Source organism: Proteus vulgaris (assembly GCF_023100685.1).
GTDB lineage: Bacteria > Pseudomonadota > Gammaproteobacteria > Enterobacterales > Enterobacteriaceae > Proteus.
Map to the genome: position 1 here is coordinate 1,904,236 of NZ_CP090064.1, position 25,598 is coordinate 1,929,833.

21 protein-coding genes and 2 tRNA genes are annotated in these 25,598 nt (G+C 37.4%); 13 read left to right on the forward strand and 10 right to left on the reverse strand.

Features of this window, described 5'->3' with window-relative positions; all coding sequences use genetic code 11:
* Window positions 1–76: 76 nt before the first annotated feature.
* The 3 genes from hemP to ppsR form a co-directional block, all read right to left on the reverse strand.
* Window positions 77–259, reverse strand: a complete 183-nt coding sequence (gene hemP, locus LW139_RS09370) for a hemin uptake protein HemP (protein ID WP_166541367.1) — start codon at window positions 257–259, stop codon at window positions 77–79.
* Between the two features lie 249 nt (window positions 260–508).
* On the reverse strand, window positions 509–1,555 hold the full coding sequence (locus LW139_RS09375) for a 3-deoxy-7-phosphoheptulonate synthase (protein ID WP_072070331.1): 1,047 nt from the start codon (window positions 1,553–1,555) through the stop codon (window positions 509–511).
* Between the two features lie 121 nt (window positions 1,556–1,676).
* On the reverse strand, window positions 1,677–2,543 hold the full coding sequence (gene ppsR, locus LW139_RS09380; protein ID WP_166541366.1) for a posphoenolpyruvate synthetase regulatory kinase/phosphorylase PpsR: 867 nt from the start codon (window positions 2,541–2,543) through the stop codon (window positions 1,677–1,679).
* A 218-nt stretch (window positions 2,544–2,761) separates the two neighbouring features.
* Between ppsR and ppsA the strand changes: the two genes are divergently transcribed.
* On the forward strand, window positions 2,762–5,134 hold the full coding sequence (gene ppsA / locus LW139_RS09385) for a phosphoenolpyruvate synthase (protein WP_247851123.1): 2,373 nt from the start codon (window positions 2,762–2,764) through the stop codon (window positions 5,132–5,134).
* A 453-nt stretch (window positions 5,135–5,587) separates the two neighbouring features.
* Here ppsA and ydiK read toward each other — a convergent pair whose 3' ends face one another.
* On the reverse strand, window positions 5,588–6,700 hold the full coding sequence (gene ydiK, locus LW139_RS09390) for an AI-2E family transporter YdiK (protein WP_109408683.1): 1,113 nt from the start codon (window positions 6,698–6,700) through the stop codon (window positions 5,588–5,590).
* Between the two features lie 216 nt (window positions 6,701–6,916).
* On the opposite strand from ydiK, the gene ydiJ reads away from it, so the two are divergent.
* The 11 genes from ydiJ to LW139_RS09445 all read left to right on the forward strand — a co-directional run bounded on the left by ydiJ (window position 6,917) and on the right by LW139_RS09445 (window position 19,175).
* The gene (ydiJ, locus tag LW139_RS09395; protein WP_247851124.1) at window positions 6,917–9,973 is read left to right on the forward strand and encodes a D-2-hydroxyglutarate dehydrogenase YdiJ; all 3,057 of its coding nucleotides are present in this window, start codon (window positions 6,917–6,919) and stop codon (window positions 9,971–9,973) included.
* The gene (locus LW139_RS09400) at window positions 9,970–10,383 is read left to right on the forward strand and encodes a hotdog fold thioesterase (protein ID WP_247851125.1); all 414 of its coding nucleotides are present in this window, start codon (window positions 9,970–9,972) and stop codon (window positions 10,381–10,383) included. Before ydiJ ends, LW139_RS09400 begins: the two co-directional genes overlap by 4 nt.
* Window positions 10,384–10,552: 169 nt before the next feature.
* A complete protein-coding gene (locus LW139_RS09405) occupies window positions 10,553–11,173 on the forward strand; it encodes a hypothetical protein (RefSeq protein ID WP_247851126.1) in 621 nt (206 codons plus the stop codon).
* Between the two features lie 417 nt (window positions 11,174–11,590).
* Window positions 11,591–11,959: a Fe-S cluster assembly scaffold SufA gene (gene sufA / locus LW139_RS09410; protein ID WP_166541362.1), complete on the forward strand. Its 369-nt coding sequence runs from the start codon at window positions 11,591–11,593 to the stop codon at window positions 11,957–11,959.
* Between the two features lie 17 nt (window positions 11,960–11,976).
* Window positions 11,977–13,479 carry a Fe-S cluster assembly protein SufB gene (sufB, locus tag LW139_RS09415; RefSeq protein WP_109408688.1) on the forward strand — a complete coding sequence of 501 codons (1,503 nt, stop codon included), beginning with the start codon at window positions 11,977–11,979 and terminating at the stop codon, window positions 13,477–13,479.
* Between the two features lie 44 nt (window positions 13,480–13,523).
* A complete protein-coding gene (gene sufC, locus LW139_RS09420; protein ID WP_072070316.1) occupies window positions 13,524–14,270 on the forward strand; it encodes a Fe-S cluster assembly ATPase SufC in 747 nt (248 codons plus the stop codon).
* Window positions 14,245–15,552, forward strand: coding sequence for a Fe-S cluster assembly protein SufD (gene sufD / locus LW139_RS09425; protein WP_247851127.1), 1,308 nt, complete (start codon window positions 14,245–14,247; stop codon window positions 15,550–15,552). Before sufC ends, sufD begins: the two co-directional genes overlap by 26 nt.
* Before the next feature lie 11 nt (window positions 15,553–15,563).
* Window positions 15,564–16,802: a cysteine desulfurase SufS gene (gene sufS / locus LW139_RS09430; RefSeq protein WP_166541360.1), complete on the forward strand. Its 1,239-nt coding sequence runs from the start codon at window positions 15,564–15,566 to the stop codon at window positions 16,800–16,802.
* A 23-nt stretch (window positions 16,803–16,825) separates the two neighbouring features.
* Entirely contained in the window at window positions 16,826–17,254 is a 429-nt protein-coding gene (sufE, locus tag LW139_RS09435) for a cysteine desulfuration protein SufE (protein ID WP_109408691.1), read from the forward strand.
* 117 nt (window positions 17,255–17,371) lie between these two features.
* Window positions 17,372–18,289, forward strand: a complete 918-nt coding sequence (locus tag LW139_RS09440; protein ID WP_282186890.1) for a L,D-transpeptidase family protein — start codon at window positions 17,372–17,374, stop codon at window positions 18,287–18,289.
* Window positions 18,290–18,464: 175 nt separating this feature from the next.
* Window positions 18,465–19,175 (forward strand): hypothetical protein, encoded by a 711-nt coding sequence (locus tag LW139_RS09445; protein ID WP_247851128.1) that lies wholly within the window; start codon window positions 18,465–18,467, stop codon window positions 19,173–19,175.
* Window positions 19,176–19,249: 74 nt separating this feature from the next.
* Here LW139_RS09445 and LW139_RS09450 read toward each other — a convergent pair whose 3' ends face one another.
* The 6 genes from LW139_RS09450 to LW139_RS09475 all read right to left on the reverse strand — a co-directional run bounded on the left by LW139_RS09450 (window position 19,250) and on the right by LW139_RS09475 (window position 24,537).
* A complete protein-coding gene (locus tag LW139_RS09450) occupies window positions 19,250–19,489 on the reverse strand; it encodes a major outer membrane lipoprotein (protein WP_036937280.1) in 240 nt (79 codons plus the stop codon).
* Window positions 19,490–19,754: 265 nt separating this feature from the next.
* Window positions 19,755–20,813 (reverse strand): linear amide C-N hydrolase, encoded by a 1,059-nt coding sequence (locus LW139_RS09455; RefSeq protein WP_227336801.1) that lies wholly within the window; start codon window positions 20,811–20,813, stop codon window positions 19,755–19,757.
* 152 nt (window positions 20,814–20,965) lie between these two features.
* Window positions 20,966–22,378 carry a pyruvate kinase PykF gene (pykF, locus tag LW139_RS09460; protein ID WP_227336802.1) on the reverse strand — a complete coding sequence of 471 codons (1,413 nt, stop codon included), beginning with the start codon at window positions 22,376–22,378 and terminating at the stop codon, window positions 20,966–20,968.
* Window positions 22,379–22,831: 453 nt separating this feature from the next.
* A tRNA-Val gene (locus LW139_RS09465) sits at window positions 22,832–22,908 on the reverse strand.
* A 29-nt stretch (window positions 22,909–22,937) separates the two neighbouring features.
* Window positions 22,938–23,014 (reverse strand) — tRNA-Val (locus LW139_RS09470).
* Window positions 23,015–23,163: 149 nt separating this feature from the next.
* Window positions 23,164–24,537, reverse strand: a complete 1,374-nt coding sequence (locus tag LW139_RS09475) for an MATE family efflux transporter (RefSeq protein ID WP_109408696.1) — start codon at window positions 24,535–24,537, stop codon at window positions 23,164–23,166.
* A gap of 313 nt (window positions 24,538–24,850) precedes the next feature.
* Between LW139_RS09475 and LW139_RS09480 the strand changes: the two genes are divergently transcribed.
* Window positions 24,851–25,507 (forward strand): riboflavin synthase subunit alpha, encoded by a 657-nt coding sequence (locus LW139_RS09480; protein ID WP_247851129.1) that lies wholly within the window; start codon window positions 24,851–24,853, stop codon window positions 25,505–25,507.
* Window positions 25,508–25,598: the final 91 nt, after the last annotated feature.

Here is a 25,598-nt window from a genome sequence, read left to right on the forward strand (position 1 = left end):
GTCCTTGTATATGGAGTTATTTAGCTGGCTGCCTAGCTGAATTGATAGGTGGCTTGCGAGTTATTGTCAAAAATGATTATTTAGTCAGGATCAGTTTTCCTGATTTGGTCTGACGTAGTTGATACAACTCTCCGTTATGTTGAATGTAAACCACGCCATCTTTACCCAATAATTCAATACTATTAATAGATTGAATTATTGAAGAATGAGAGTTCTGTTTAACCAATGAACTATCCAAATTATTAGCTTTTTTATTCATAATACACTAAGAGTAATAAGCGTTATCATTATGATAATCATTATCGTTAACAAATGTATTTAGACAAGCTTTTTTTAACGTAAACAGGTAAATTTAAGTCATATTGTGAGTGATAAAACGGTATGTGATGAAATTTAAAACAAAGGAATAAAAGAGGCTTATCTTTTTACTAAAAAATAAGATCAATACAGAATGAATAGAGAAGAAAAATAGCAGGGGATAGAATTATCCCCTTAATAAATAGGTTTATTAAAATCGACTCTCAACGGCTTGTGCTAATAATTCAAGCAATTGCTCGGTATCATTCCAGCTTAAACATGGATCAGTAATAGATTGTCCATAAACAAGAGGTTTTTCTGGCAAGACTTTTTGTGAGCCTTCTTGTAAAAAGCTTTCAGCCATCACGCCAACAATAGCTTGTGAGCCATCTTTAATTTGTTGACTGACATTGCGAGCCACTTCTAATTGGCGACGATGGATCTTTTCACAATTACCATGACTAAAGTCGATAATAAGATGTTCAGGTAAATCCACTTGTTTTAGTGCATCAATAGCATCTGCAATATCGCTGGCATGATAATTTGGTTTTTTACCACCTCGCATAATAATGTGTCCGTAAGGATTACCGCTAGTTTGGTAAATTGTCATACGGCCATTTTTGTCAGGTGATAAGAAAGTGTGACCAACGCGAGAAGCACGAATTGCATCAATAGCAATACGAGTATTACCATCCGTACCGTTTTTAAAGCCCACAGGACAAGAAAGCGCAGATGCCATTTCACGATGAACCTGGCTCTCTGTAGTTCTTGCGCCGATAGCACCCCAACTAATTAAGTCAGCAATATACTGACCAGTTACCATATCAAGAAACTCGGTTGCAGTTGGTAAACCTAATGTATTTATCTCAATTAATAATTTTCTTGCAAGGCGGATACCTTCATTAACATTGCAAGAATTATCAAGATAAGGATCAGAGATTAAGCCTTTCCAACCAATAACTGTACGTGGTTTTTCAAAGTAGGTTCTCATGACAATTTCTAAGCGGTCATGATAGCGTTCTTTTTGCTGGTTAAGTTTCGTGGCGTATTCTTTGGCTGCTTTGGGGTCATGAATAGAACAAGGACCCACGATCACTAAAAGTCGTTTGTCTTCACCAGTAAGGATAGCTTCAATTCGTTTACGTGCTGATGTGATATTTTGGATTATCTCATCAGAAATGGGGAACTCTTTTGCTAAGGTTTCTGGTGTCACCAGACTGTCTAAAGCCTTAGTCCGTAGTTCGTCTGTCTTTAACATAATTCATCTCAATAAATATACAGGGTAAGTCTACCCAGTGATTAAGATCACAATAAACGAAATTCAGCTAATTTCAACAGCGTTATTAGAGAAAAACCAATAAAAAAAATAAGGTTAAGACTTAGAACATTCTTCTCGCTAATCCCATAGAATCAATTACCTTAGTTGAAATTTCTTCAACAGAATAATTAGTGGTATTGAGATAAGGAATATTGTTTTTTCTGAAAAGGGCTTCCACTTCGGCTAATTCGATTCTGCATTGGCGAATTGAAGCATAACGGCTATTTTCACGACGTTCACCTCGGATAGCAGCCAGGCGCTCTGGTGCAATGGTTAAACCGAATAATTTATGTTGATACTCTTTTAATTCAGTAGGGAGTTTTAAAAAATCCATATCATCAGCAGTAAATGGGTAATTGGCTGCTTGAATACCAAATTGCATAGCTAAATAGAGGCTGGTGGGTGTTTTACCACAACGAGAAACGCCAATTAAGATAACTTGTGCTTGATCGAGATTACGTAATGATATTCCATCATCGTGAGAAAGCGTGTATTCAATAGCTGCAATACGGGCATCGTATTTACTAAGATTTTTCTCTGTTAACCCGTGTGTTTTATTTAATTTTGGTGAGGCTTGAATACCCATCTCCTTTTCAAGCGGTAATACAAGAGATTGCACAATATCCTGACAAAAGCCTTCACTACTATTTATTACCTGTTTAACTTCGGGGCTAATAATAGAATAAAAAACAAGGGGCTTAGAGCCACTCTTTTTATAAATTTCAGCGATTTTCTGTTTTATTTCTTCAGCTCTTTCCACTGTAGAAACAAAAGGCAATGTATAACTTTTCATTCTTAATGGAAATTGAGAAAGTACAGCGTGGCCTAAAACTTCTGCTGTAATAGCTGTACCATCAGAGATAAAAAAGACTGTTCTATCAATGGGTTCATTATTATCACAATTAATAGAATTTAAGCTTAATATCATAACGCTCACCTTTTTTTAGCTGAATTAGCGAATCAAACAACATTATCTATAGCATTTTTAGTGATTATAAAGGATAAAAAAATAAAGTTTTCTGGTTGATCGATTCACCTTTCTATATTCACTATAACATTGTGATACGCTTATTTAAGTTGTCGTTTTGACAGCGGGTTTTTCTTTTTTTCTCTCTCTCATAATTGTTTAAAAAAGGATTGTTCTCAATGTCCAGCAATAGCCTCACCCCGTGCAATGTACTTTGGTATAACCAATTAGGTATGAATGACGTTGATCGTGTTGGTGGGAAAAATGCTTCCCTCGGTGAAATGATCACAAACCTCGCGGAACTGGGAGTTTCTGTTCCTAATGGGTTTGCTACCACAGCGCAAGCGTTTAATGATTTTCTGGAACAGAGTGGTATCAATCAGCGTATTTATGAATTGCTTGATAGTGTTGATGTTGACGATGTTAATCAACTGGCCCAAGCAGGTAATCAAATTCGCCAGTGGGTAATTGATACACCTTTTACGCCTCAGTTTGAAAAAGATATTCGCGATGCTTATCTCACATTAAGTGAAGGTGAGTCAGAAGCTTCTTTTGCCGTTCGTTCATCAGCAACAGCAGAAGATATGCCTGATGCTTCTTTTGCGGGCCAACAAGAGACGTTTTTAAACGTTCAAGGTATTGATGCCATTCTCGTTGCGATTAAACACGTATTTGCCTCGTTATTTAATGACCGAGCAATTTCTTATCGTGTCCATCAAGGCTACGATCACCGCGGTGTTGCGTTATCTGCAGGTGTTCAGCGTATGGTGCGTTCTGATCTTGCCTCTTCAGGTGTGATGTTTACCATCGATACTGAATCAGGCTTCGATCAAGTTGTCTTTATTACATCAGCTTATGGTTTAGGTGAAATGGTTGTTCAGGGAGCAGTAAACCCTGATGAATTTTATGTGCACAAGCCAACTCTAGCAAAAGGCCTACCTTCAATTGTTCGTCGTAACTTAGGTTCTAAAAAGATCCAAATGGTTTACGCAGACAGTATAGAGCACGGTAAACAAGTACGTATTGAAGATACGCCAGAAGCACTGCGCAATCGTTTCTCTTTGACTGATAATGAAGTTCAAGAATTGGCAAAACAAGCTGTATTGATTGAACAACACTACGGTCGTCCAATGGATATCGAGTGGGCTAAAGATGGGCATAATGGTCGTTTGTATATAGTACAGGCTCGTCCTGAAACCGTTCGATCTAACCAGCAAGTGATGGAGCGTTATCAGTTAAATGAAAGTGGCACTGTAATCATTGAAGGTCGTGCTATTGGTCATCGAATTGGTACAGGTACAGTCAAAGTTATTCATAACTTAAATGAAATGGATAGAATTGAAGCGGGTGATGTACTGGTTACTGACATGACAGACCCAGATTGGGAACCTATTATGAAAAAGGCCTCTGCGATTGTGACAAATCGTGGTGGTAGAACATGTCATGCTGCGATTATTGCACGTGAATTAGGTATTCCTGCTGTTGTAGGTTGTGGTGATGCCACAGAATGTATTACAGAAGGGCAAGTCGTTACAGTTTCTTGTGCTGAAGGTGATACGGGGTTTGTCTATGATGGCAAACTGGATTTTTCTATTCAAAGCTCCGCAATCGATAACATGCCTGAACTTGGTCTGAAAATCATGATGAACGTTGGTAACCCTGATCGTGCATTTGATTTCGCTGGTTTACCAAATGACGGCGTGGGTCTTGCGCGTTTAGAATTTATTATCAACCGTATGATTGGTGTCCATCCTCGCGCATTATTAGAGTATGACGATCAAAGCGAAGCATTAAAAGCTGAAATTAATGAGATGATGGCTGGCTATGAATCTCCTGTTGAATATTACATTAGTAAATTAACAGAAGGGATTGCGACATTGGCGGCAGCATTCTGGCCTAAACGTGTGATTGTTCGTTTGTCTGACTTTAAATCTAACGAATATGCCAACTTAGTTGGTGGTGACCGTTATGAGCCGGATGAAGAGAACCCAATGTTAGGATTCCGTGGAGCAGGTCGTTATATATCCGATGATTTTCGTCGTTGTTTTGCGCTTGAGTGTGAAGCGGTAAAACGTGTTCGTAATGATATGGGTTTAGATAATGTTGAAGTGATGATCCCATTTGTTCGTACGGTACGCCAAGCTGAAGAAGTTATTGAAGAATTGGCTGCAAACGGTTTAAAACGTGGTGAGAATGGCTTAAAAGTGATTATGATGTGTGAAATTCCATCAAATGCCTTATTAGCGGATAAATTCTTAGAACACTTTGATGGTTTCTCTATTGGCTCTAACGACATGACCCAATTAACATTAGGTCTTGACCGAGATTCGGGTGTCGTTTCTGCACTATTTGATGAACGCAATGATGCAGTAAAAGCATTATTATCAATGGCAATCCAAGCGGCTAAACGTAACGGTAAATATGTGGGTATTTGTGGACAGGGACCTTCTGATCATGAAGATTTCGCACAATGGCTAATGGAAGAAGGGATTGATAGTTTATCTTTAAATCCAGATACCGTAATTAAAACTTGGGTGAAATTAGCACAATAGAATTAATATAAAGGTCATAAATTAAAGCTCACAAAATAATGTGAGCTTTTTTTATACAATTATTAAATAATAGGTAAAAAAAAAGCCTATCATGGGCTGACAGGCAAAGACTACACACAGCAATATTTTATATTCTTTAATTCCGCCAATTAATCTATTAATATGAAAGGCGAAATCATTAATTCGGTGAAACATTTGTTTCGTTGATATTTATATTAAGAGAAATGAGTTAATTATGCTCTAAGAATTATCTCAATAAAAATAATATTAGCCTATTTCAAAGTGAATATAACTAGCTGGTAACAAACAGGTTTAAAAGAATGTAATTTGTTTCAAATTGTAAGTTTGAATATAAAAATATAATAATTCATTCTTAAATTGATAATCTTTATTAAACTTTAGTCTATTAATTTTAGAGCATGTAAGTAGCTACACTTACATGCCCATTATTATTTATTCTTTTTCAATAAAGTTTTTATTCATAAATTCTACTGTTTCAGTTAGATCAGGATTAGGCTTTGGTACTTCATTTATCCATGCATTTAATAAACTATGTGCAACAGCAAGAACAACAGGACCGATAAATAATCCAATCATACCTAATGTCAAAATTCCGCCAATAACCCCCGTTAGAATTAATACCATCGGTAAATCGGCCCCCATTTTGATCAAATATGGGCGTAATATACCATCCATAGTTGCCACAGCTCCTCCCCAAATCACCATGACAATGCCCCAAGTTGTATCACCAGTCCAAAATAGCCATAGAACAGAAGGGATTAGCACTAATAAAGGGCCTATTTGTGCAAGGCAACAAATGAACATGACAACGGTAAGCACTGTGGCATAAGGAACACCTGATACTGCAAGGCCAATACCACCGACAATTGCTTGAATTAAGGCGGTTAATACCACACCCAAGGCAACGGCACGAATAGACATTGATGCTAGTAAAATAGCCGCATCACCACGTTGGCCTGCTAAGCGAATAGCAAAATGACGTAACCAAGCAACAACGTTCTCACCTTGTAAAAACAGTAAGCCAGAAAATAACAACATCACACCTAAATGCAGAGCAAATCGACCGATATTTAGGGCTTGAGCAAAAAACCAGTTGGCGGCTTGCCCAACATAAGGTTGAATTTTGGTGATTAACGCATTGCCACCAGAAACGAGAATAGAGTGCCATGTATCATAAAGTTTGCTTCCTATCATTGGGATATCATTAAGCCATAATAATTGAGGAGGCTGAATATTCGAAGGTGATTTAGCTAACTCAATGAGTGGAGCACTATTATCAATAACACTACTAATTAACAAGATAATAGGGATAACAAAGATCAGTAATATCAAGATCATCATTATCATGGTAGATAGCCAACGATATTTTACTCGTTTTTCAATAATAAGGAGTAAAGGCCATGTGGCAACAACAATCATTCCAGCCCAAATAAAACCCACAATAAAGGGATTGAGTATCCAAAAACTGGCGATAATAAAAAAAGAAATAAAAAGAACAGTGAATAAAACTTTGGGTATATCTGTATGGATCTGCGGTTTTTCCATGGTTTTAAATCCCTACACGAATAAAAATGCTAGAAGCAGATGAATAAGCATTGCAAATATCACGTTGTTTATATCACTACGCAATTTGCCAGAATTGTATGATAAGGTGAACAGGTATCGGTCTGAAAGTACAAAATGAGGCAAAGTACCTCTTAGCATACATTTCAATATCAAAAATTAAGCAATGTGGACTATTAGATTAAAGAGCTATAACAAATGATCCCACGTATATCGCAAGCACCGCAAGTTAGTGAACTCACAACAGAATTTCTTGATACTCTTCGAAAAAATGGCTTCACCGGTGATATCTCCAGCAGTTATGCTGATAGACTCACTATGGCAACAGATAATAGTATTTACCAGTTATTGCCACAGGCGGTGGTTTTTCCTCGCTCAACGGCTGATGTAACTATTGTTGCACGCCTAGTCGATGAACCCAAATTTCATTCGCTTTCTTTGACACCAAGAGGCGGAGGTACCGGAACCAATGGGCAGGCATTGACTGATGGTATAGTGGTTGATTTATCTCGTTATATGAAACGTATTATTGAGATAAATCCAGAACAACGTTGGGTTAAAGTTGAAGCTGGTGTGATAAAAGATGAGCTCAATCTGTTTTTAAAACCCTATGGCTTTTTTTTCGCACCTGAACTTTCTACCAGTAACCGAGCCACATTAGGTGGAATGATTAACACCGATGCCTCAGGGCAAGGTTCTATGGTTTATGGTAAAACCTCTGATCATGTCCTTGGTGTTCGGGCTGTCTTGTTAGGTGGTGAACTGCTTGAAACCCGGGCCATGGATACGGCATTAGCCGAGAATATCGCACAAGAAAGCTCTGCTATTGGAAAGGTTTATCGAACTGTTTTATCCCGTTGCAAAGAACAACGAAAACTTATTCTTGAAAAATTCCCTAAATTAAACCGCTTTTTAACGGGATATGATTTGCGTCATGTTTTTAGTGATGACATGAAACGCTTTGATTTAACCCGAATTTTAACCGGTTCAGAGGGCACGCTGGCTTTTATTACTGAAGCAACGTTGGATATTACGCCAATTCCCAAACAGCGCAGTTTAGTCAACGTAAAATATGATTCGTTTGACTCTGCATTGCGTAACGCGCCTTTTTTAGTTAAAGCCAATGCACTTTCTGTTGAAACTGTTGATTCCAAAGTCTTGAATCTTGCTCGTGAAGATATTGTGTGGCATTCCGTCAAAGAATTGATCACAGATGTACCAGATAAAGATATGCAAGGCCTTAATATTGTTGAGTTTGCGGGTGATGATGAAGTATTAATTCATTCTCAAGTTACATCATTATGTCAACGTTTAGATTCATTAATGAAAGAGGGGCAAAGTGGTGTTATCGGTTATCAAGTGTGTGATGATTTAGCGGATATTAACCGTATTTATGCCATGCGTAAAAAAGCGGTGGGTTTATTAGGTAATGCAAAAGGGCAAGCAAAGCCCATTCCCTTTGTGGAAGATACTTGTGTACCACCAGAACATCTTGCTGATTATATTACCGAATTTAGAGCGTTACTTGACAGTCATCAACTCAATTATGGCATGTTTGGGCATGTCGATGCAGGTGTATTACACGTAAGACCCGCACTTGATATGTGCGATCCACAACAAGAATTGTTGATGAAATCTATCTCAGACGACATTGTCACGTTAACAGCCAAATATGGTGGGTTACTCTGGGGTGAACATGGAAAAGGCTTTAGAGCGCAATACAGCCCCGAATTTTTCGGTGAAACGCTCTATCATGAACTGCGTCAAATCAAAACGGTATTCGATCCTCGAAATAGGCTTAATCCTGGGAAAATCTGCCCTCCGTTAGAGGTTGATGAACCTATGAAACAAGTTGATACCATTAAACGAGGCACCTTTGATCGCACCATCCCTTTATCTGTTCGTCAAGATTTTAAAGGAGCTTTAGACTGTAATGGTAATGGGCTTTGCTTTAATTTCGATGCGAAAAGTCCAATGTGTCCTTCTATGAAAATTAGTGGGCAACGCATTCATTCACCTAAAGGGCGAGCTGCACTAGTAAGAGAGTGGTTACGTTTATTAACAGAGCAAGGTGTTAACCCAAAACAACTTGGATCTAGCCTAGAAAATAATAAACCTAGCTTAAGAAGTTTGATTGAAAAAACACGTAATACATGGAAAGCCAAACGTGGCGAATATGACTTTTCTCATGAAGTGAAAGCGGCTATGAATGGCTGTTTAGCTTGTAAAGCCTGTTCAACTCAGTGTCCGATTAAAATTGACGTACCGTCATTTCGTTCTAAATTTACTGAATTGTACCACCAGCGCTACTTACGGCCATTAAAAGATCATATTGTTGCGAATGTTGAATTAACAACCCCTATCATGGCTAAAGCGCCAGGATTCTTTAATTTCTTTATGAAGCAACCCTTGGTGCAGTCATTAAGTAAACATACTATAGGAATGGTAGATTTACCGCTACTGTCATCGCCAACATTAAAACAACAATTAGCAGGTCACCACGCTCTAGATATGACGTTAGAAGATTTAGAACGTTTATCTGATAAGCAACGAAGCCATTATGTGCTGGTGGTGCAAGATCCTTTTACCAGCTATTACGACGCAAAAGTGGTCGCGGATTTTATCAAACTTATTGAAAAAATTGGGTTTAAACCTGTTTTATTGCCTTTTTCACCCAATGGAAAAGCGCAACATATTAAAGGCTTTTTACAACAATTTAGTAAAACGGCACAAAAAACGTCAACCATGCTTAATCGTGTTGCAAAATTAGATATTCCAATGGTGGGAGTTGATCCCGCATTAGTGCTTTGTTATCGCGATGAATATCGTGAAATTTTGGGTGATAAACGGGGTGATTTTAAGGTTCAACTCGTTCATGAATGGTTAAATAAATTAGTGAGTGAACCAATAGCTGTTCGCGATGATGCTGAAAAATGGTATCTTTTCGGGCATTGTACGGAAGTAACGGCACTACCACAAAGCATGAAACAGTGGCAGACAATTTTCCAACGTTATGGGCAACAACTCGAATTTGTAAGCACAGGATGTTGTGGAATGGCTGGTACTTATGGACATGAACTGAACAATTATGAAAACTCATTAGGCATTTACCAACTCTCATGGGGTAATGCACTAAAAACATTGCCGACAATGCGTTGCTTAAGCACAGGGTATTCGTGTCGTAGTCAAGTAAAACGTATTGATAATATTGAGCTTAAACACCCACTACAGGCGCTATTGGAGATTATGCCATGATATGGAAACGTGAAACGACAATCGAGCATCTTAATCATATTAGCCAAAATAATATGATGAGCCATTTAGGTATTGAATTAACGTGCCTCGGCGATGATTATCTTGAAGGAACAATGCCTGTTGATCATCGTACAAAACAACCTCTAGGTTTGCTGCATGGTGGTGCTTCTGTTGTTTTAGCTGAAACCCTAGGATCGGTTGCTGGGTATCTTTGTACCGAAGGTGAACAGAAAATTGTGGGTTTAGAAATTAACGCTAATCATATTCGTTCAGCCAGAGAAGGTAAGGTGAGAGGGGTATGTAAACCTATTCATTTAGGGCGTTCTCACCAAGTTTGGTCAATAGAAATATTTGATGATGAAGATCGTCAAGTATGTATTTCAAGATTAACCACATCAGTTATTTCTTAAGAAAGTAAAAAATTAAATGCACAAAGTGAAATACTCGCTTTGTGCGTTTTTATTTATAGATAATGAGAAAAAGAATAAAAATAGAGAACAAAAATAGAAATTATTCTTTATTTAGATTTTATTTTTAATGATAATCATTATCTTCATAATAAAAGAAAAGACGCTCACAATGTTAACTATTTCAAAATTCAACACCGCAGCATTATTAATTGCAGGTTTATTACTCACCGGATGTGATAATAATTCTACCTCTAAAACGAGTAATGATGTAAGTAATATTCCAGTACAAACTATTTCTGGTTTTAATATGGCGTATCCCACTTCATTTTCAATGAGCAGAGAAGATACTGAAAACTATTTTAAAATATTGCCTGATAATGTTCAGGACGTTACAACAGAAATGATAGTTTATAAGTCAAAGCCTATTTGCGATTTATCAGAAGTTCGTCTGGTTTATTTTAAAATGGCCGATGCAATGACTTACGATGTGGATGCTGGAGCACAAGGCATCGTTGATAATATTGCGATAATTGATGGTATGAATGAAATTTCTACATCAATAAAGCCATTAACCATTCCGAGTGTTGAAAGCAGACATGTTCTTTTTGAAGGGAATATGGCAAGAGAAAATGTAAGCTATGAAGGTGTTTTAGTGGCAGATCTAAGCACAAATCGCGTTTGGCAATTACAATTTATTAGTACAATAAATAGCCAGTCAAACAAGCAGAAATACAAACAAATTATTGAATGTACAAGAGAACATATTCAAACCATTTCAATTAATAAATAAGTTCAGCAAACACACAATACAATAAGAAGTTATTCCATCAGTGGTGCTATCTTATCCCGCATAACAAGCATAAAAATGAAACGTGTGCACAGTAAACATCATCGTGTAGATACATATTTTTATGCTTTTTTCTCTCGATTTCAGTGATAACATATAAAGTGTATTTATATTGCAACTTATATGCTTATTGTGCGAAATATAATAAAAATTAAAAGTTTTATTTTTTGTTATAAAAAAAGATAAAAGTGATATATTACATAGCGTTAAAAATGAAATTTAACAAATTTAACGCAATAATAGAACAAAAAACATACATTTGCATAATATCCTTTCAAAAGACATGGTTGAAGTGATAAGGGTTATCATTACCATTAGTGTCAGGAAAGATATCAATCTCCTTTCGAAATGAGGTCAGAAATGACAAACAACGTTGAAACTTTTTCTCTTAACGACACAGCTTGGCAAGGCATTGTACTGACGGATAATGCAGCAAAACATATTTGCCATTTAGTTGAGAAAAACCCTGAAAAACAGGGGCTTTCCTTAAATATCAAACCCTCTGGTTGTACTGGGTATGGTTATGTTATTGAACTCGCTACAGGCCCAAATGAAGATGATATTGTGTATGAACATAATGGTGCAAAACTGTTTGTTTCATTAAAAGCAATGCCATTCATCGATGGGCTTGTTGTTGATTATGTTCGTGAAGGACTTAATCAAATGTTTAAATTTAATAATCCTAAAGCTCAAAACGTCTGCGGATGTGGTGAGAGCTTTGGGGTATAACATAGTGAAGTCAGATTATGTCTCAGAGCAATGTTGAAATTGGTGATGAAGTTCAGGGATGGCTAAGCGATCACCACTATAAAGAAGGTTTTTATACCGATATATCAACCGATACCTTAGAAAAAGGATTAAATGAAGCGGTTGTACGTGCAATATCGGCAAAAAGAAACGAGCCAGAGTGGATGCTGGAATTTCGTTTAGATGCTTATCGCCATTGGTTAGAAATGGAAGAGCCGCATTGGCTAAAAGCAGATTATCCATCGCTTAATTATCAAGATTATAGCTACTATTCTGCACCTTCTTGCAGTTCATGTTGTGCTAACGGTAGTTGTGCTGGTGGTGCAAATGAAGCAGTAACTAGTGATAAACAAGCTGCGCAAGATTATTTAACTAAAGAAGTTGAAGATGCCTTTAACCAACTGGGTGTCCCCGTAAGAGAAGGGCAAGCGGTTGCGGTTGATGCGATTTTTGACTCTGTTTCAGTTTCAACAACATATCGTGAAGAGCTTGCTGAACATGGCATTATTTTCTGCTCATTTAGCGAAGCTATTCAAGAATATCCTGATTTAGTACGTCAATATTTAGGCACCGTTGTATCAAGCCATGATAACTACTTTGCCGCACTAAATGCCGCAGTCGCGTCTGATGGAACTTTTGTCTATATTCCAAAAGGGGTACGTTGCCCAATGGAGTTATCGACTTATTTCCGTATTAATGCGGCTCAAACAGGTCAATTTGAACGAACTATTCTGGTCGCTGATGAAGGCAGTTATGTCAGTTATATCGAAGGTTGTTCAGCGCCGGTTCGTGACAGTTATCAACTTCACGCCGCTGTGGTTGAAGTCATTATCCATAAAGATGCTGAAGTAAAATATTCTACTGTACAAAACTGGTTCTCTGGTGGCGATAGTGAAGGTGGCATCCTTAACTTTGTAACTAAGCGCGCTATCTGTGAAGGCGAAAACGCCAAGATGTCGTGGACACAGTCAGAAACAGGTTCTGCAATCACTTGGAAATACCCAAGCGTGATTTTAAAAGGGGATAATTCTACTGCTGAATTTTTCTCGGTTGCTCTAACTAATGGCAATCAACAAGCAGATACCGGTACTAAGATGATCCATATTGGCAAAAATACCAAATCAACCATTATCTCTAAAGGTATTTCTGCGGGTAAAAGTCAAAATAGTTACCGTGGACTTGTGAAAGTTCTCCCTAGTGCAAAAAATGCCCGTAATTTTACACAATGTGATTCCATGTTAATTGGTACGCAATGTGGCGCACATACTTTCCCATATGTTGAGGTAATGAATAACTCAGCACAGCTTGAACACGAAGCGACAACGTCACGTATTGGTGAAGATCAACTGTTTTATTGTCGTCAGCGTGGATTAAGTGAAGATGATGCAATCTCAATGATTGTAAACGGATTTTGTAAAGACGTGTTCTCAGAATTACCGCTGGAATTTGCTGTAGAAGCACAAAAATTATTAGCAATCAGCTTAGAACATAGCGTTGGTTAAGTATTAATCAAATTCTGGGTGTAACGATACCGAAGGCATATATTATGTTAGATATTAAAAATTTACATGTCAGTGTTGAAGGCAATGAAATCCTGAAAGGACTAGATTTGCAAGTTCGTGCAGGTGAAGTTCATGCGATTATGGGGCCAAATGGTTCAGGTAAAAGTACCTTATCTGCAACACTTGCTGGTCGTGAAGAATATGAAGTAGATGAAGGTTCTATTACTTTCAAAAATAAAGATTTATTAGAATTAGAACCTGAAGATCGCGCAGGCGAAGGTATTTTTATGGCATTTCAATATCCTGTTGAAATACCCGGTGTTAGTAATCAGTTTTTCTTACAATCTTCAGTGAATGCAGTAAGAGAATATCGTGGGCAAGAGCCGTTAGATCGCTTTGATTTTGAAGATTTTATTGAAGATAAAATCAAATTACTGGATATGCCTCAAGATTTGTTAACACGTTCTGTTAACGTGGGATTTTCAGGTGGTGAGAAAAAACGTAACGATATTTTGCAAATGGCCGCACTAGAGCCTGAACTATGCATTTTAGATGAGACCGACTCAGGACTTGATATTGATGCATTAAAAATCGTGTCTAATGGTGTTAATAGCCTACGTGATGGTAAACGTGCATTTATTGTTGTAACACACTACCAACGTATTCTTGATTATATTAAACCTGATTTTGTGCACGTGCTTTATCAGGGAAAAATCATTAAATCAGGTGATTTTTCATTGGCGCAAAAATTGGAGGAACAAGGTTATGGCTGGCTTATTGACCCTCAATGAAAAGCGTGAAAAACAGCGCCAAGTTGAACTACGTAATCAACAAGCACTAAAAACGTTTTCTGAGTTATATCATCAACGTAAGGGTAACGATAACCTCAATGCTCGCAATCATTGGTTGCAAGTTGAGAAAGTAGGTTTTCCTGTTTATCGTCATGAAGATTGGCACTATACGCCATTAGATGAGACGTTAAGCCAAAGTTATCAACAGCTGCCACCTTTTGATGTGCGAAATTTAATTGCTAAACATGCTTTAGCGCTTGATTGCTATCGTATTGTGATGGTGAATGGTACGTTTTCGCCAACAGAAAGTAGTGAAGAATTTGGCCCTTATCAAGTAACCTTACTTGATAACCAGAGCGAGTTACCAGAAGCCGTCAATGGTGAAATTTTTCTGCATTTAGTTGAAAGTTTAGCGCCACATCCTTTGCTTATTACACTGAAAAACGGTGTTATTGCGGATAAACCGCTTTATATCCTTAATATTACACAAGGTGAGCATGGTGCAGAGGTGAATAACGCGAATTATCGTTTTCATCTTGATGTGGGTGCTAATACACAAATGCAGGTCATTGAGCACTATATCAGCAGTAACAATGAAAATCGTCATTTTACAGGCGCAAGATTAACGGCAACGATTGGTGATAATGCCTCTTTTAGCCATATAAAATTAAGTTTTGAAAATGCAGAAAGTCAGCACTTTGCACATAATGATATGACTATAGGTCGTGATGCTCGTGTTAATAGTTATGCTTTCTTATTGGGTGCTAAACTCAGCCGTCATCACACGAGTTCTGCGCTAAAAGGTGAAAATACAGAGCTTTCGATGAATAGCGTTGTATTACCTAAAGCAGGTGAAATTGCGGATACTCGTACTTGGTTAGTTCATGGTGAGAAAAATTGCCAAAGTCGCCAACTACATAAAAGTATTGCAATGGATGCAGGAAAAGCCGTATTTAACGGTATGATCACTGTTACGCCACAAGCATTAAAAACAGACGGTCAAATGACTAATAACAATCTGTTGTTGGGTGATAAAGCGCAAATTGATACTAAACCACAGCTTGAAATTTATGCCGACGATGTGAAATGTAGTCATGGTGCCACGGTAGGTAGAATTGATGATGAACAATTGTTTTATTTACGTTCACGGGGTATTACTTTAAGTGACGCTCGTAAAATGATTATTCATGCATTTGCCGCTGAGTTAACTGAATCGATAGAAAATAGTGTGATTAAATCGCTTGTATTAGACAGAATTAATCAGCGCTTATTAGAGGTATAAAATAAGGCATTATGACGCATTCCATTGAAAAAGCGCGAGATGACTTTCCAATCCTTTCACAACAAGTGAAAGGAAAACCATTGATTTATCTCGACAGTGCCGCAAGTGCTCAAAAACCGGCTTGCGTCATTGAACATGAAAAGCAGTTTGCCTTAACACAATATGCCGCGGTTCATCGCGGCATTCATACGTTAAGTGCGAATGCGACAACGTTAGTTGAAAATGTCCGTAAAAAAGCCTGTGATTTTTTAGGTGCCAATAGCGAAGAAGAGATCGTTTTTGTTAAAGGAACAACGGAAGGGATCAATCTAATTGCGAATGTTTATAGCCAACGGTTCTTAAACGATGGTGATAATATCATCATCACAGAAATGGAACACCATGCGAATATTGTTCCGTGGTATATGCTGGCAAAACAGTATGGTTTTCATGTCCGTATTTTACCATTATTGCAAGATGGTACGCTGGACTTAAGTCAGTTGCCTAGTTTAATTGATGAACGAACAAAATTACTTAGTATTACGCATCAATCAAATGTATTAGGTACAGTGAATCCTGTTGCACAAATTATTTATGATGCTCGGCAATATGCTTCTCAACAAGGTGGTGAATTACATATTTTGGTTGATGGTGCGCAGAGCGCAATGCATCAATCCATTAATGTTTCACAACTTGATTGTGACTTTTTTGTTTGTAGTGCTCATAAGCTTTATGGACCGACAGGGATTGGTTTGTTGTACGGTAAAAAAGCAGTACTCGATGAATTGCCACCTTGGGAAGGCGGTGGTGCAATGATAAAACATGTCCATATCAATGGTGATATTACCTATGCGGATGCGCCTTGGCGTTTTGAAGCCGGTACGCCTAACATTATGGGGATGATTGGCTTAGGTGCCGCATTAGATTATCTTTCAAATTTAGGCATGAATAATATTGCGGAATATGAAAATAGTATAATGAAGTATGCACAAGAGCAGCTACAAAAAGTAAAATCATTAACGCTGTATGGCAATGATTCTCGCCAAGGTGTGATAGCTTTTAATTTAGGTAAACATCACGCTTATGACGTGGGGGCTTTTCTTGATAATTATGGTATTGCGATCCGTACCGGGCATCATTGTGCTATGCCAATTATGGATTATTATCAAGTTCCAGCAATGTGTCGCGCATCTCTTGGGTTGTATACCAATAAAAACGATATAGATGCACTGGTTAATGCGCTATTGCGTATCGAAATGCTATTAGGTTAAAGATTAAAACAAAGAGGTTATTCATGGCAGTTGCTAATTTGCCAGATGAAGCAAAATTATTACGCAATTTCTCTCGTTGTCAGGATTGGGAACAACGTTATCTTTATATGATGGAGCTAGGTGAGCGTCTTCCTCCTTTAACAGATGAACAACGCATTTCAGCTAACTTTATTGAAGGTTGTCAAAGCCAAGTTTGGATCGCTGTTTCTCTTAATGAGAGTAAGCAACTTATCCTTGCTGGTGATAGTGATGCAGGCATTGTTAAAGGACTAGTTGCCTTGGTTATTATCTTATTTCAAGGTAAAACAGTTGAGCAAGCTTTAGCGACGGATGTAAAACATTATTTCTCATCATTAGCCCTGGAAAGTCACTTAACACCATCTAGAACACAAGGTTTACATGCAATGGTGACAACGCTTATTAGGCGTTTTTCAGAATACACTGTGGCGTAAATGTTACCAGATCCCTCATTAATGATCTAAACTGACTAATTATATGAATAGCATAACAATGATAATGTTATCATCATAATAGTCAGTTTATTTTATTTCTAACACACGGGATAAACGATGAAAAAATGGTTAACTCTCTTGGGTGCATCGCTATTAGGGATGAGTAGTCACTTATCTTATGCTACAGAATACCTATTACCTGATGATGGCCAGCGTATTATTGGTAATAATCAATCTTACATTGTGCCGGATGACAAGCGTTCACTAGAAGCGATAGCGTCTGAATATCAAGTGGGATTGCTCAATATGATGGAAGCAAACCCAGGTATTGATCCTCTTCTACCCGATGCCGGTAAAACATTAACTATTCCGTTGCAGATGATTCTACCTGATACTGTACGAAAAGGTATTGTTATCAATCTTGCCGAATTGCGCCTTTATTATTATCCCAAAGAAGGTGGTACAGTTGATGTTTATCCTATCGGTATTGGCCAATTAGGGCGTGAAACACCTGAAATGGTGACTTCTATTTCTCAACTTATAAAAGATCCCACTTGGACACCAACGGCCAATATTCGCAAAAATTATGCAGCAAAAGGAATAACATTACCTGCGGTTGTTCCTGCTGGCCCTGAAAACCCTATGGGGGCTTATGCGTTAAGATTGGCTCATAGCAGGGGGGAGTACCTTATTCATGGTACTAACGCTGATTTTGGTATCGGTTTAAGAGTGAGCTCAGGCTGTATTCGTTTACGTCCAAATGATATTGAGACATTATTTAATGTAGTGCCTAAAGGAAGCCGAGTTCAGATTATCAATAAACCGATTAAATTTACTGAAACAGCAGACGGTAGACAATTTATTGAAGTTCATCAGCCACTGTCCCGCAATGAAGATGACGACCCACAAACCATGCCTTTTACATTTACGAAGCAATTTAATGCTTGGTATGAAAGTGGCAAAGTCGATAAAAATAAAGTCGATGCAGAGCTTATTCGTCGCTCGGGTATACCTATGGATGTGACTATTGATTAAATATCTCATAAAGTTATAGAAAAAAACAGATGCTTATAAGCATCTGTTTTTTTATGAGTAGCTAATTTATATAAAAACAATTTTAAATCATAAAAAGTGTATTTTTTAACATTAAATTAACGATTATTTCCTTAATATCAAAAATATCTTTTGTTGATATAGGGAAATTGCAGTTATGAAAATTGATTCAAATAACATGGTTAGTACTTTTGAACGTGTTACTTCTAGTATTGAAAACAAATTTAGCCAGCTATCCGATTTATTAATATCAATTAAAAATAGTGCCAAAACATTGTTGTTAGGTAGTGAAGAACGTAAAAAAGAAAATATAAACTGGATATGTGCAAAATTGATTAATCGTATTACCGTACCGATTAATCATAAATATGACACCATAAATGAAAAAAAACTGTCGCTTGAGGCCACTATCAGTTCTCGATTTAAACAGAATTCACTGTCTGGAAATACCACTGAACTATTTAGTTTAGTCAAGAATGAGCTTTTAAAACAACAGAATAATAGGCTATCGTTTACTGATGGTCATCCAAATAAGCAAGTCAACTTAATGTTGGCGGCATTGTATGAAGTACATGAACAAGCTAGTGCCTTCATAAAAAACAAAATTCATCCAGGGTTGAATTTGTACTTGAAATCACAAATAGAGTGTTTAATTAAAGATAATTTTATTATTGAATATAAAACAGGAAATGAAAAGAGTACTGTAAACAATGAAAATAGTAAATTTATTGATTTTCTTAGTAATATGCATGAAAAATACAAAGATGAATTGAATAATCATAAAAAAGCATTGAAAGAAAAAATAGAATATAAAATTGAGGAATTCTCCAAGCTTCAAGAAAATCTAAAAGAATATAATCTGATATAAATCAAAGCCCTAACTATGTTAGGGCTTTGTGATTAATGCTTACCTAAAGCTTTTGAGCTTATCGGTGAGTCAAATTACTTTTTATAAGTAGTGACTTGGTTATCTAAACGTTGATTAGCACGAGCGGCTTCGTCATAAGCTGATTTAGCTTCAGCACGAGCAGATTGTACATCACTACTTAGTTGTTGAACTTGAGAATTCAGGCTACTTACATCAGAAGAGATTTGATCTAACTGTGCATTATTACTAGAAGAACAACCTGCTAATAAGCCTGAAGCCAGAATTACCGCACCTAGTACAAGTTTCGCTTTCATAGTTACAACCTCTATTATTAATTTGTGTAAAGGAACAAGTAGCATTTATATGAAGCCATTAATAAGTATGGCACAGATATAAGAAAATGCTGGGTTTATTTACCATATTCTACTTACTCATTAACTGAACAATAGAAAAAATAACACCTAAAACGCAAATATTCAGTACAAAAAATGCGTGTTATTTCACAAAAGAATTTTATTCATAAAAGTCTGATAGAAAAACATATTATCTGCTCTTTTTTATTATTGCTCATGCTTTTATCTATAAATTACCTTCTAAATTCACTTTTATGAAAATAGGTTCTGCTTCATTTTTAAATGCTTCAAGCGTAAATTTTTGGAAGTTAAGATTGTTATACCCTCTAAAAAAGAGTATTCCTCGTTCTAAATCGGTGAGCGTTGTCCACACTGAAAATTCACTTGTATGAAGCGCTTTTAACGTGTCATGGCCTAGTAATGGATCGATTGTGGAATTTTTAGGACGATCGAAACGGTTCATGATATGTGCTAATTCAACGAGTTGTATATCAGGATCAGACACTTGGTGATAATACGTTGTATAGTAAACCGCACGAATAAATCTATCGACAGAAGTATCGGAGCTTGGTAAAGAAGCTAAAGCAATCCCGCTATCTGGTTGTTTGACTTTAACATTTCCCAATGTGCTGGTGGAAATATTAACATTAGAAAGATGAGTGTAATTATTTAAGTTAGTAAGATGCCATGGAAATAATGGGCCATTGGTCATGCAATAAGTCGGATTATCATAAATATGCAAACGACCATCAGAAACTTCAACAACAATACAAGCTCCAGTTTTATCGTAAAAAGCATAATGAAAAGGGCTGGGTAAATTACGTAAAAGTAATAGTTTTTGTGACCAAAAAGCCGTCTTAGGAATGGCTTGTCTTAACTCTTCAACGGTTGCATATTGTGCTAAAGCCCATTCACCGATGGCCGCAATAGGTACTGATGTTGCGTAATCTTGCGGGGTAATATCATCGAGTTTTGAATCAGGAAGCATATTCAAGCTAAAAGAAAGGCCTTGAGCATTGACGCCCTCAAGTACGTCTTTTGTCCCTTCTAAATTAATTGGCGCTGTAATGGCAATAAAAGGGTATTTAACGGCATATTTTAGTCCTGGCGTACCGTCAGGAGCATTCTGTTGGAAAGTATGTGCTTTAGGATAATATGCAAAGATTGAAGCGGGTTTGTCTGTTGAGAATTCCATTGTTCTACCATGGTAAATACGATTTTTTTTATCTTTAATCGCGAGGGTAGTACAAGCAAAAACATTAGTATTTATTGTGTCATCAGACATTTTATATCCTTATTTAGCGTATATGAATAAAAGGCTTACTAAAAGGATAGAAGAAGTGGAAAAGAAAAGAGAAGAAATAAACAAAATATGGGTGAATAATAAAAAACGCCACTTAAAAAGTGGCGTTTTGTACAATAAATGTACTATGTAAATTACAGAACGTGAACAGATGAAGTATTTGTTGTTCCGCTATCAACTAATGCGCCTGTTACCATAACAACGCGATCGCCTGCATGAGCTAAACCACTCGCTAATGCGGCTTCTTTACCGATACGGTAGAAGTCATCAGTAGAAGAAATTTCGTTAACTAATTGAGTTGTTACACCTTTAACCAACAGAAGTTGACGAGCAGTTTCTTCGTTGTTTGTTAAGGCTAAGATTGGTGCTGTTGGGAAATATTTACGGATAGAACGTGCTGATTTACCGCCGAAAGTAGCAACAACGATAAGTGGTGAATCTAAGTTATCAGCCATTTCAACCGCACCGCGACACACTGCTTCAGTAACACGCAGTTTTGCACCTTTTTGGCTTACTTCGAGGCGTGATTTCATGATGCGGTCAGTACGATCACAAATCGTGGCCATGATAGTTACCGCTTCTACTGGGTATTTACCTTTCGCACTTTCACCTGACAGCATAACTGCGTCAGTACCATCTAAGATAGCATTCGCAACGTCACCCGCTTCAGCACGAGTAGGGCGTGGATTTTTGATCATTGAATCTAACATTTGCGTTGCAGTGATAACCACTTTGCGCGCTGCGTTACATTTTTCGATCATCATCTTTTGTGCAAAGATAACTTCTTCAACTGGGATCTCAACACCTAAGTCACCACGTGCAACCATGATACCGTCAGAGGCTTCTAAAATTTCATCGAAATTATTCAAACCTTCTTGGTTCTCAATTTTTGAGATGATCATGATGTTTTCGCCACCGTGTGCTTTTAAGTGTGCACGCATTTCTTCAACATCAGAACGTTTACGAATGAATGAAGCTGCAACAAAGTCAACACCTTGTTCACAACCAAAGATAAGATCTTGTTTATCTTTTTCTGCTAATGCAGGTAAACCGATAGAAACGCCAGGTAAGTTAACGCCTTTGTTTTCACCTAAGTCACCGTTGTTTAAAACTTCACAAACGACTTCAGTATCAGTAACTTTTGTTACTTTCATACCGATAAGGCCATCATCAACTAATACAGTATTACCAACGGTTAAATCTTTTGCGAAACCTTCATAAGTTACAGCTACACACTCTTTATTACCAACAACAGATTTGTCTGTAGTAAAAGTGAAAGTTTGGCCAGCAACTAAAGCGACATCGTTACCACCTTCTAATTTGATGGTACGAATTTCTGGACCTTTAGTATCTAATAAAATAGCGGCTTTTTTGCCTGTTTTAGCGCAAACGTTACGCAGGTTCTTGATACGGTTGCCATGCTCTTCATAGTCACCGTGAGAGAAGTTTAGACGCATAACATTCATGCCCGCGTCCAGTAATTGATTCAGTTTTTCTTCAGATTCGGTTTTTGGTCCGATGGTGCAAACAATTTTTGTCTTTTTCATGGCAGTCTATTTAATGGTTGTATTGTAATGGATGAATAAGGATTAATGTCGCTATTTTTAATCAACTGTGCGAAACAGAATATGTAAACTCATCTCTAATGGATAAGTTGCGCAACATGTTAATGATCCAGCAACATCATAAAAAACTTGTCACTATTTTGTATCAAAGGTTGGTAGACATCTTACATTATAGTCTATCACGATTCATTTGTTCTGTTTTCTAAAGATGCCCGTAAATCAATACGCTGAAACCTTTCAACAAAATTATGTTTCGTATTATAGAGGTTAATTTCTATGAAGAAAATCGAAAAAAGGTAAATTTAAGTGATGTGATCAAAATACGGTGCTGATTGCTTGTTTTTTAAACGTTTTGTTGCGCAATAAATTTTTGCAAGCCAAATTAATTATTTTGTAGGGTAGGTAAGATGAGTAAAAATCAGAAAAAAAGAGAAATGGTGCGTCCAAGTGGACTCGAACCACCGACCCCCACCATGTCAAGGTGGTGCTCTAACCAACTGAGCTATGGACGCACTGTATTGAGATGTTGTTGAAAAATAAATGGTGCGTCCAAGTGGACTCGAACCACCGACCCCCACCATGTCAAGGTGGTGCTCTAACCAACTGAGCTATGGACGCATTATCTATTCTGGGTAACAACGGGAACGAATATTAACGAGATGATCTGATTCTGGCAAGAGGAAAAACACAAATTTATACTCAACTGCTCGTATTTAAAGCTATTTGTTGATATTTGTGTCATTCTCTTGCCAAATTAACCTTTTTGTTTAACGCTCTGAGCGTAATAACACCACTTCATCAGATTGACGCTGGATCCACCAAATACGAGAACCCATCATAATCGCTGATGCGGTTAAACCAAGAATAAAGCCAATCCAGAAACCGGCAGGGCCCATCGCTTCAACAAAATAATCAGTACGCCCTAAGATATAACCTGAAGGCAGACCAATGACCCAGTAGGCAATAAAAGTAATAAAGAAGATAGAACGCGTATCTTTATACCCACGTAACACACCTGAGCCAATAACTTGTACTGAATCTGATAACTGGTAAAGGGCAGCGAATAACATTAGATGAGAGGCTAATGTCACAACTTCAATATTATCGTTATACATTAAGGCAATTTTTTCTCTAAAGATAATAGAGAAAACGGCGGTACAGCTTGCCAGTATTAAACCAACTGCAAGGGCTGTAATCGCTGAAATACGAGCCTGTTCTGTAGAACGTTGCCCCAAGTTATAACCCACACGGATAGTTGCTGCTATACCCAATGATAGAGGGAACATAAACATCAATGAGCTAAAATTCAGTGCAATTTGATGGCTTGCCACTGCAGTAACGCCCAAAGGTGATACTAATAATGCAACAACGGCGAAAAGTGTTACTTCAAAGAATAATGCCAAGCCAACAGGTAGGCCTAAAAAAGTAATACGTTTTATAGTGTGGAATTGCGGAGGCACTAACCGTTTTACTGGCATTACATCTCGCTGTGTTGGTGCTCTACGCACGTAATAACGCATCATCAAGAACATTGCCCAGAAAACAGAGGCAGTTGCAACACCACAACCTATCCCCCCTAATTGTGGCGCACCAAATTTACCGTAAATAAAGGCGTAGTTAACAGGGATGTTAATTAATAAACCAATAAAACCAATGATCATACCGGGTTTCGTTTTGGATAACCCTTCACATTGACTTCGCAAAACTTGATAATAAAGACAGCCAGGAGCACCCCACATAATGGCGTGGATAAAGCCAATAGCTTTTTCCGCCAATTCAGGTTCAATATCATGCTGTGCTTCAATAATAAATCGGCTGTTATAAAGTATAGCTATAACCATGATTGATAAGAACGTCGCGAGCCAAAAACCTTGCTGTGTACGATCCGCAATATGTTTTCGTTGTCCTGAGCCATTTAATTGTGCAACGATTGGCGTCAATGCCATTAATATGCCTTGACCCAGTAAAATCGTTGGTAACCAAATAGACGTGCCTACTGCCACTGCGGACATTTCTGTCGCATTTACAGCACCCGCCATAACAGTATCAACCACACCCATTGCCGTTTGGGAAAATTGCGCGATGATAACGGGGATACCTAAAGCAAGTAAGCTACGCGCTTCTTTTATGTACTTCTGCACGCATACACCTTTATTTATTATAAGAAAAAGGAAGGAAAGGAAGAGAACAAACGCCGTATTGTTAAAATGGCGTAAAGAGATCCTCAAGAAGGCATATTCTAATGATAAAAGTTTAATTAGCAACGAAAGATGCTTAGCTTTTTAAACACAGGATTTTGATAATTTATTAAGTGTTTTTACGTTATATTTAACGGCAATTTTCAGCAAGGAATAAATACGATAATTGTTCCTTTGTATTAATAAGAGCTATGTTATTCTAACTAGCATAAGCCTAAATTGAGTTTACCAGTTTATCTACCCAAGGAGATGTAAGATGTTTACAGGTATTGTTCAGGGAAAAGGGCGAGTTATTGCTATAGAAGATAAAGGCGATTTTCGTACCCATATCATTGAATTACCGAAAGAGTTAGTCGGTAACTTAGAAACAGGAGCCTCTGTTGCAAATAATGGTTGCTGTTTAACGGTTACAAAAATCGAAGGTACGCACATTAGCTTTGATTTAGTGAAAGAGACGTTACGCCTCACTAACCTTGGTGAATTAAACGTGGGCTCTGAAGTTAATATTGAACGCGCAGCTAAATATGGTGATGAAATAGGCGGGCATGTGATGTCTGGCCATATTGTCACAACCGCCGAAGTTGCCAAAATTATTACTTCAGAAAACAATTTACAAATTTGGTTTCGCATCTTCGATAAATCGTTGATGAAATATATTTTGCATAAAGGCTTTATCGGTATTGATGGTATTAGTCTGACTATTGGTGATGTGGTTAATAACCGATTCTGTGTTCATCTTATTCCAGAAACACGAGATAGAACGACACTCGGTCGTAAACGCCTTGGCGATAAAGTGAATATTGAACTTGATCCTCAAACTCAAGCGATTGTGGATACAGTTGAACGTGTTATGGCACAGCAAGTACAGCAACAAGCTTTATTAGCAGCACAGCAAAGTGAAAACGAAGAGTAATAATAACATTATGACTTATTAGCTTTATTACTTTTAAAGCCAGATTAAAAAGAAAGCCAGTCTATTGATTAAACTGGCTTTTTTGTTTTTA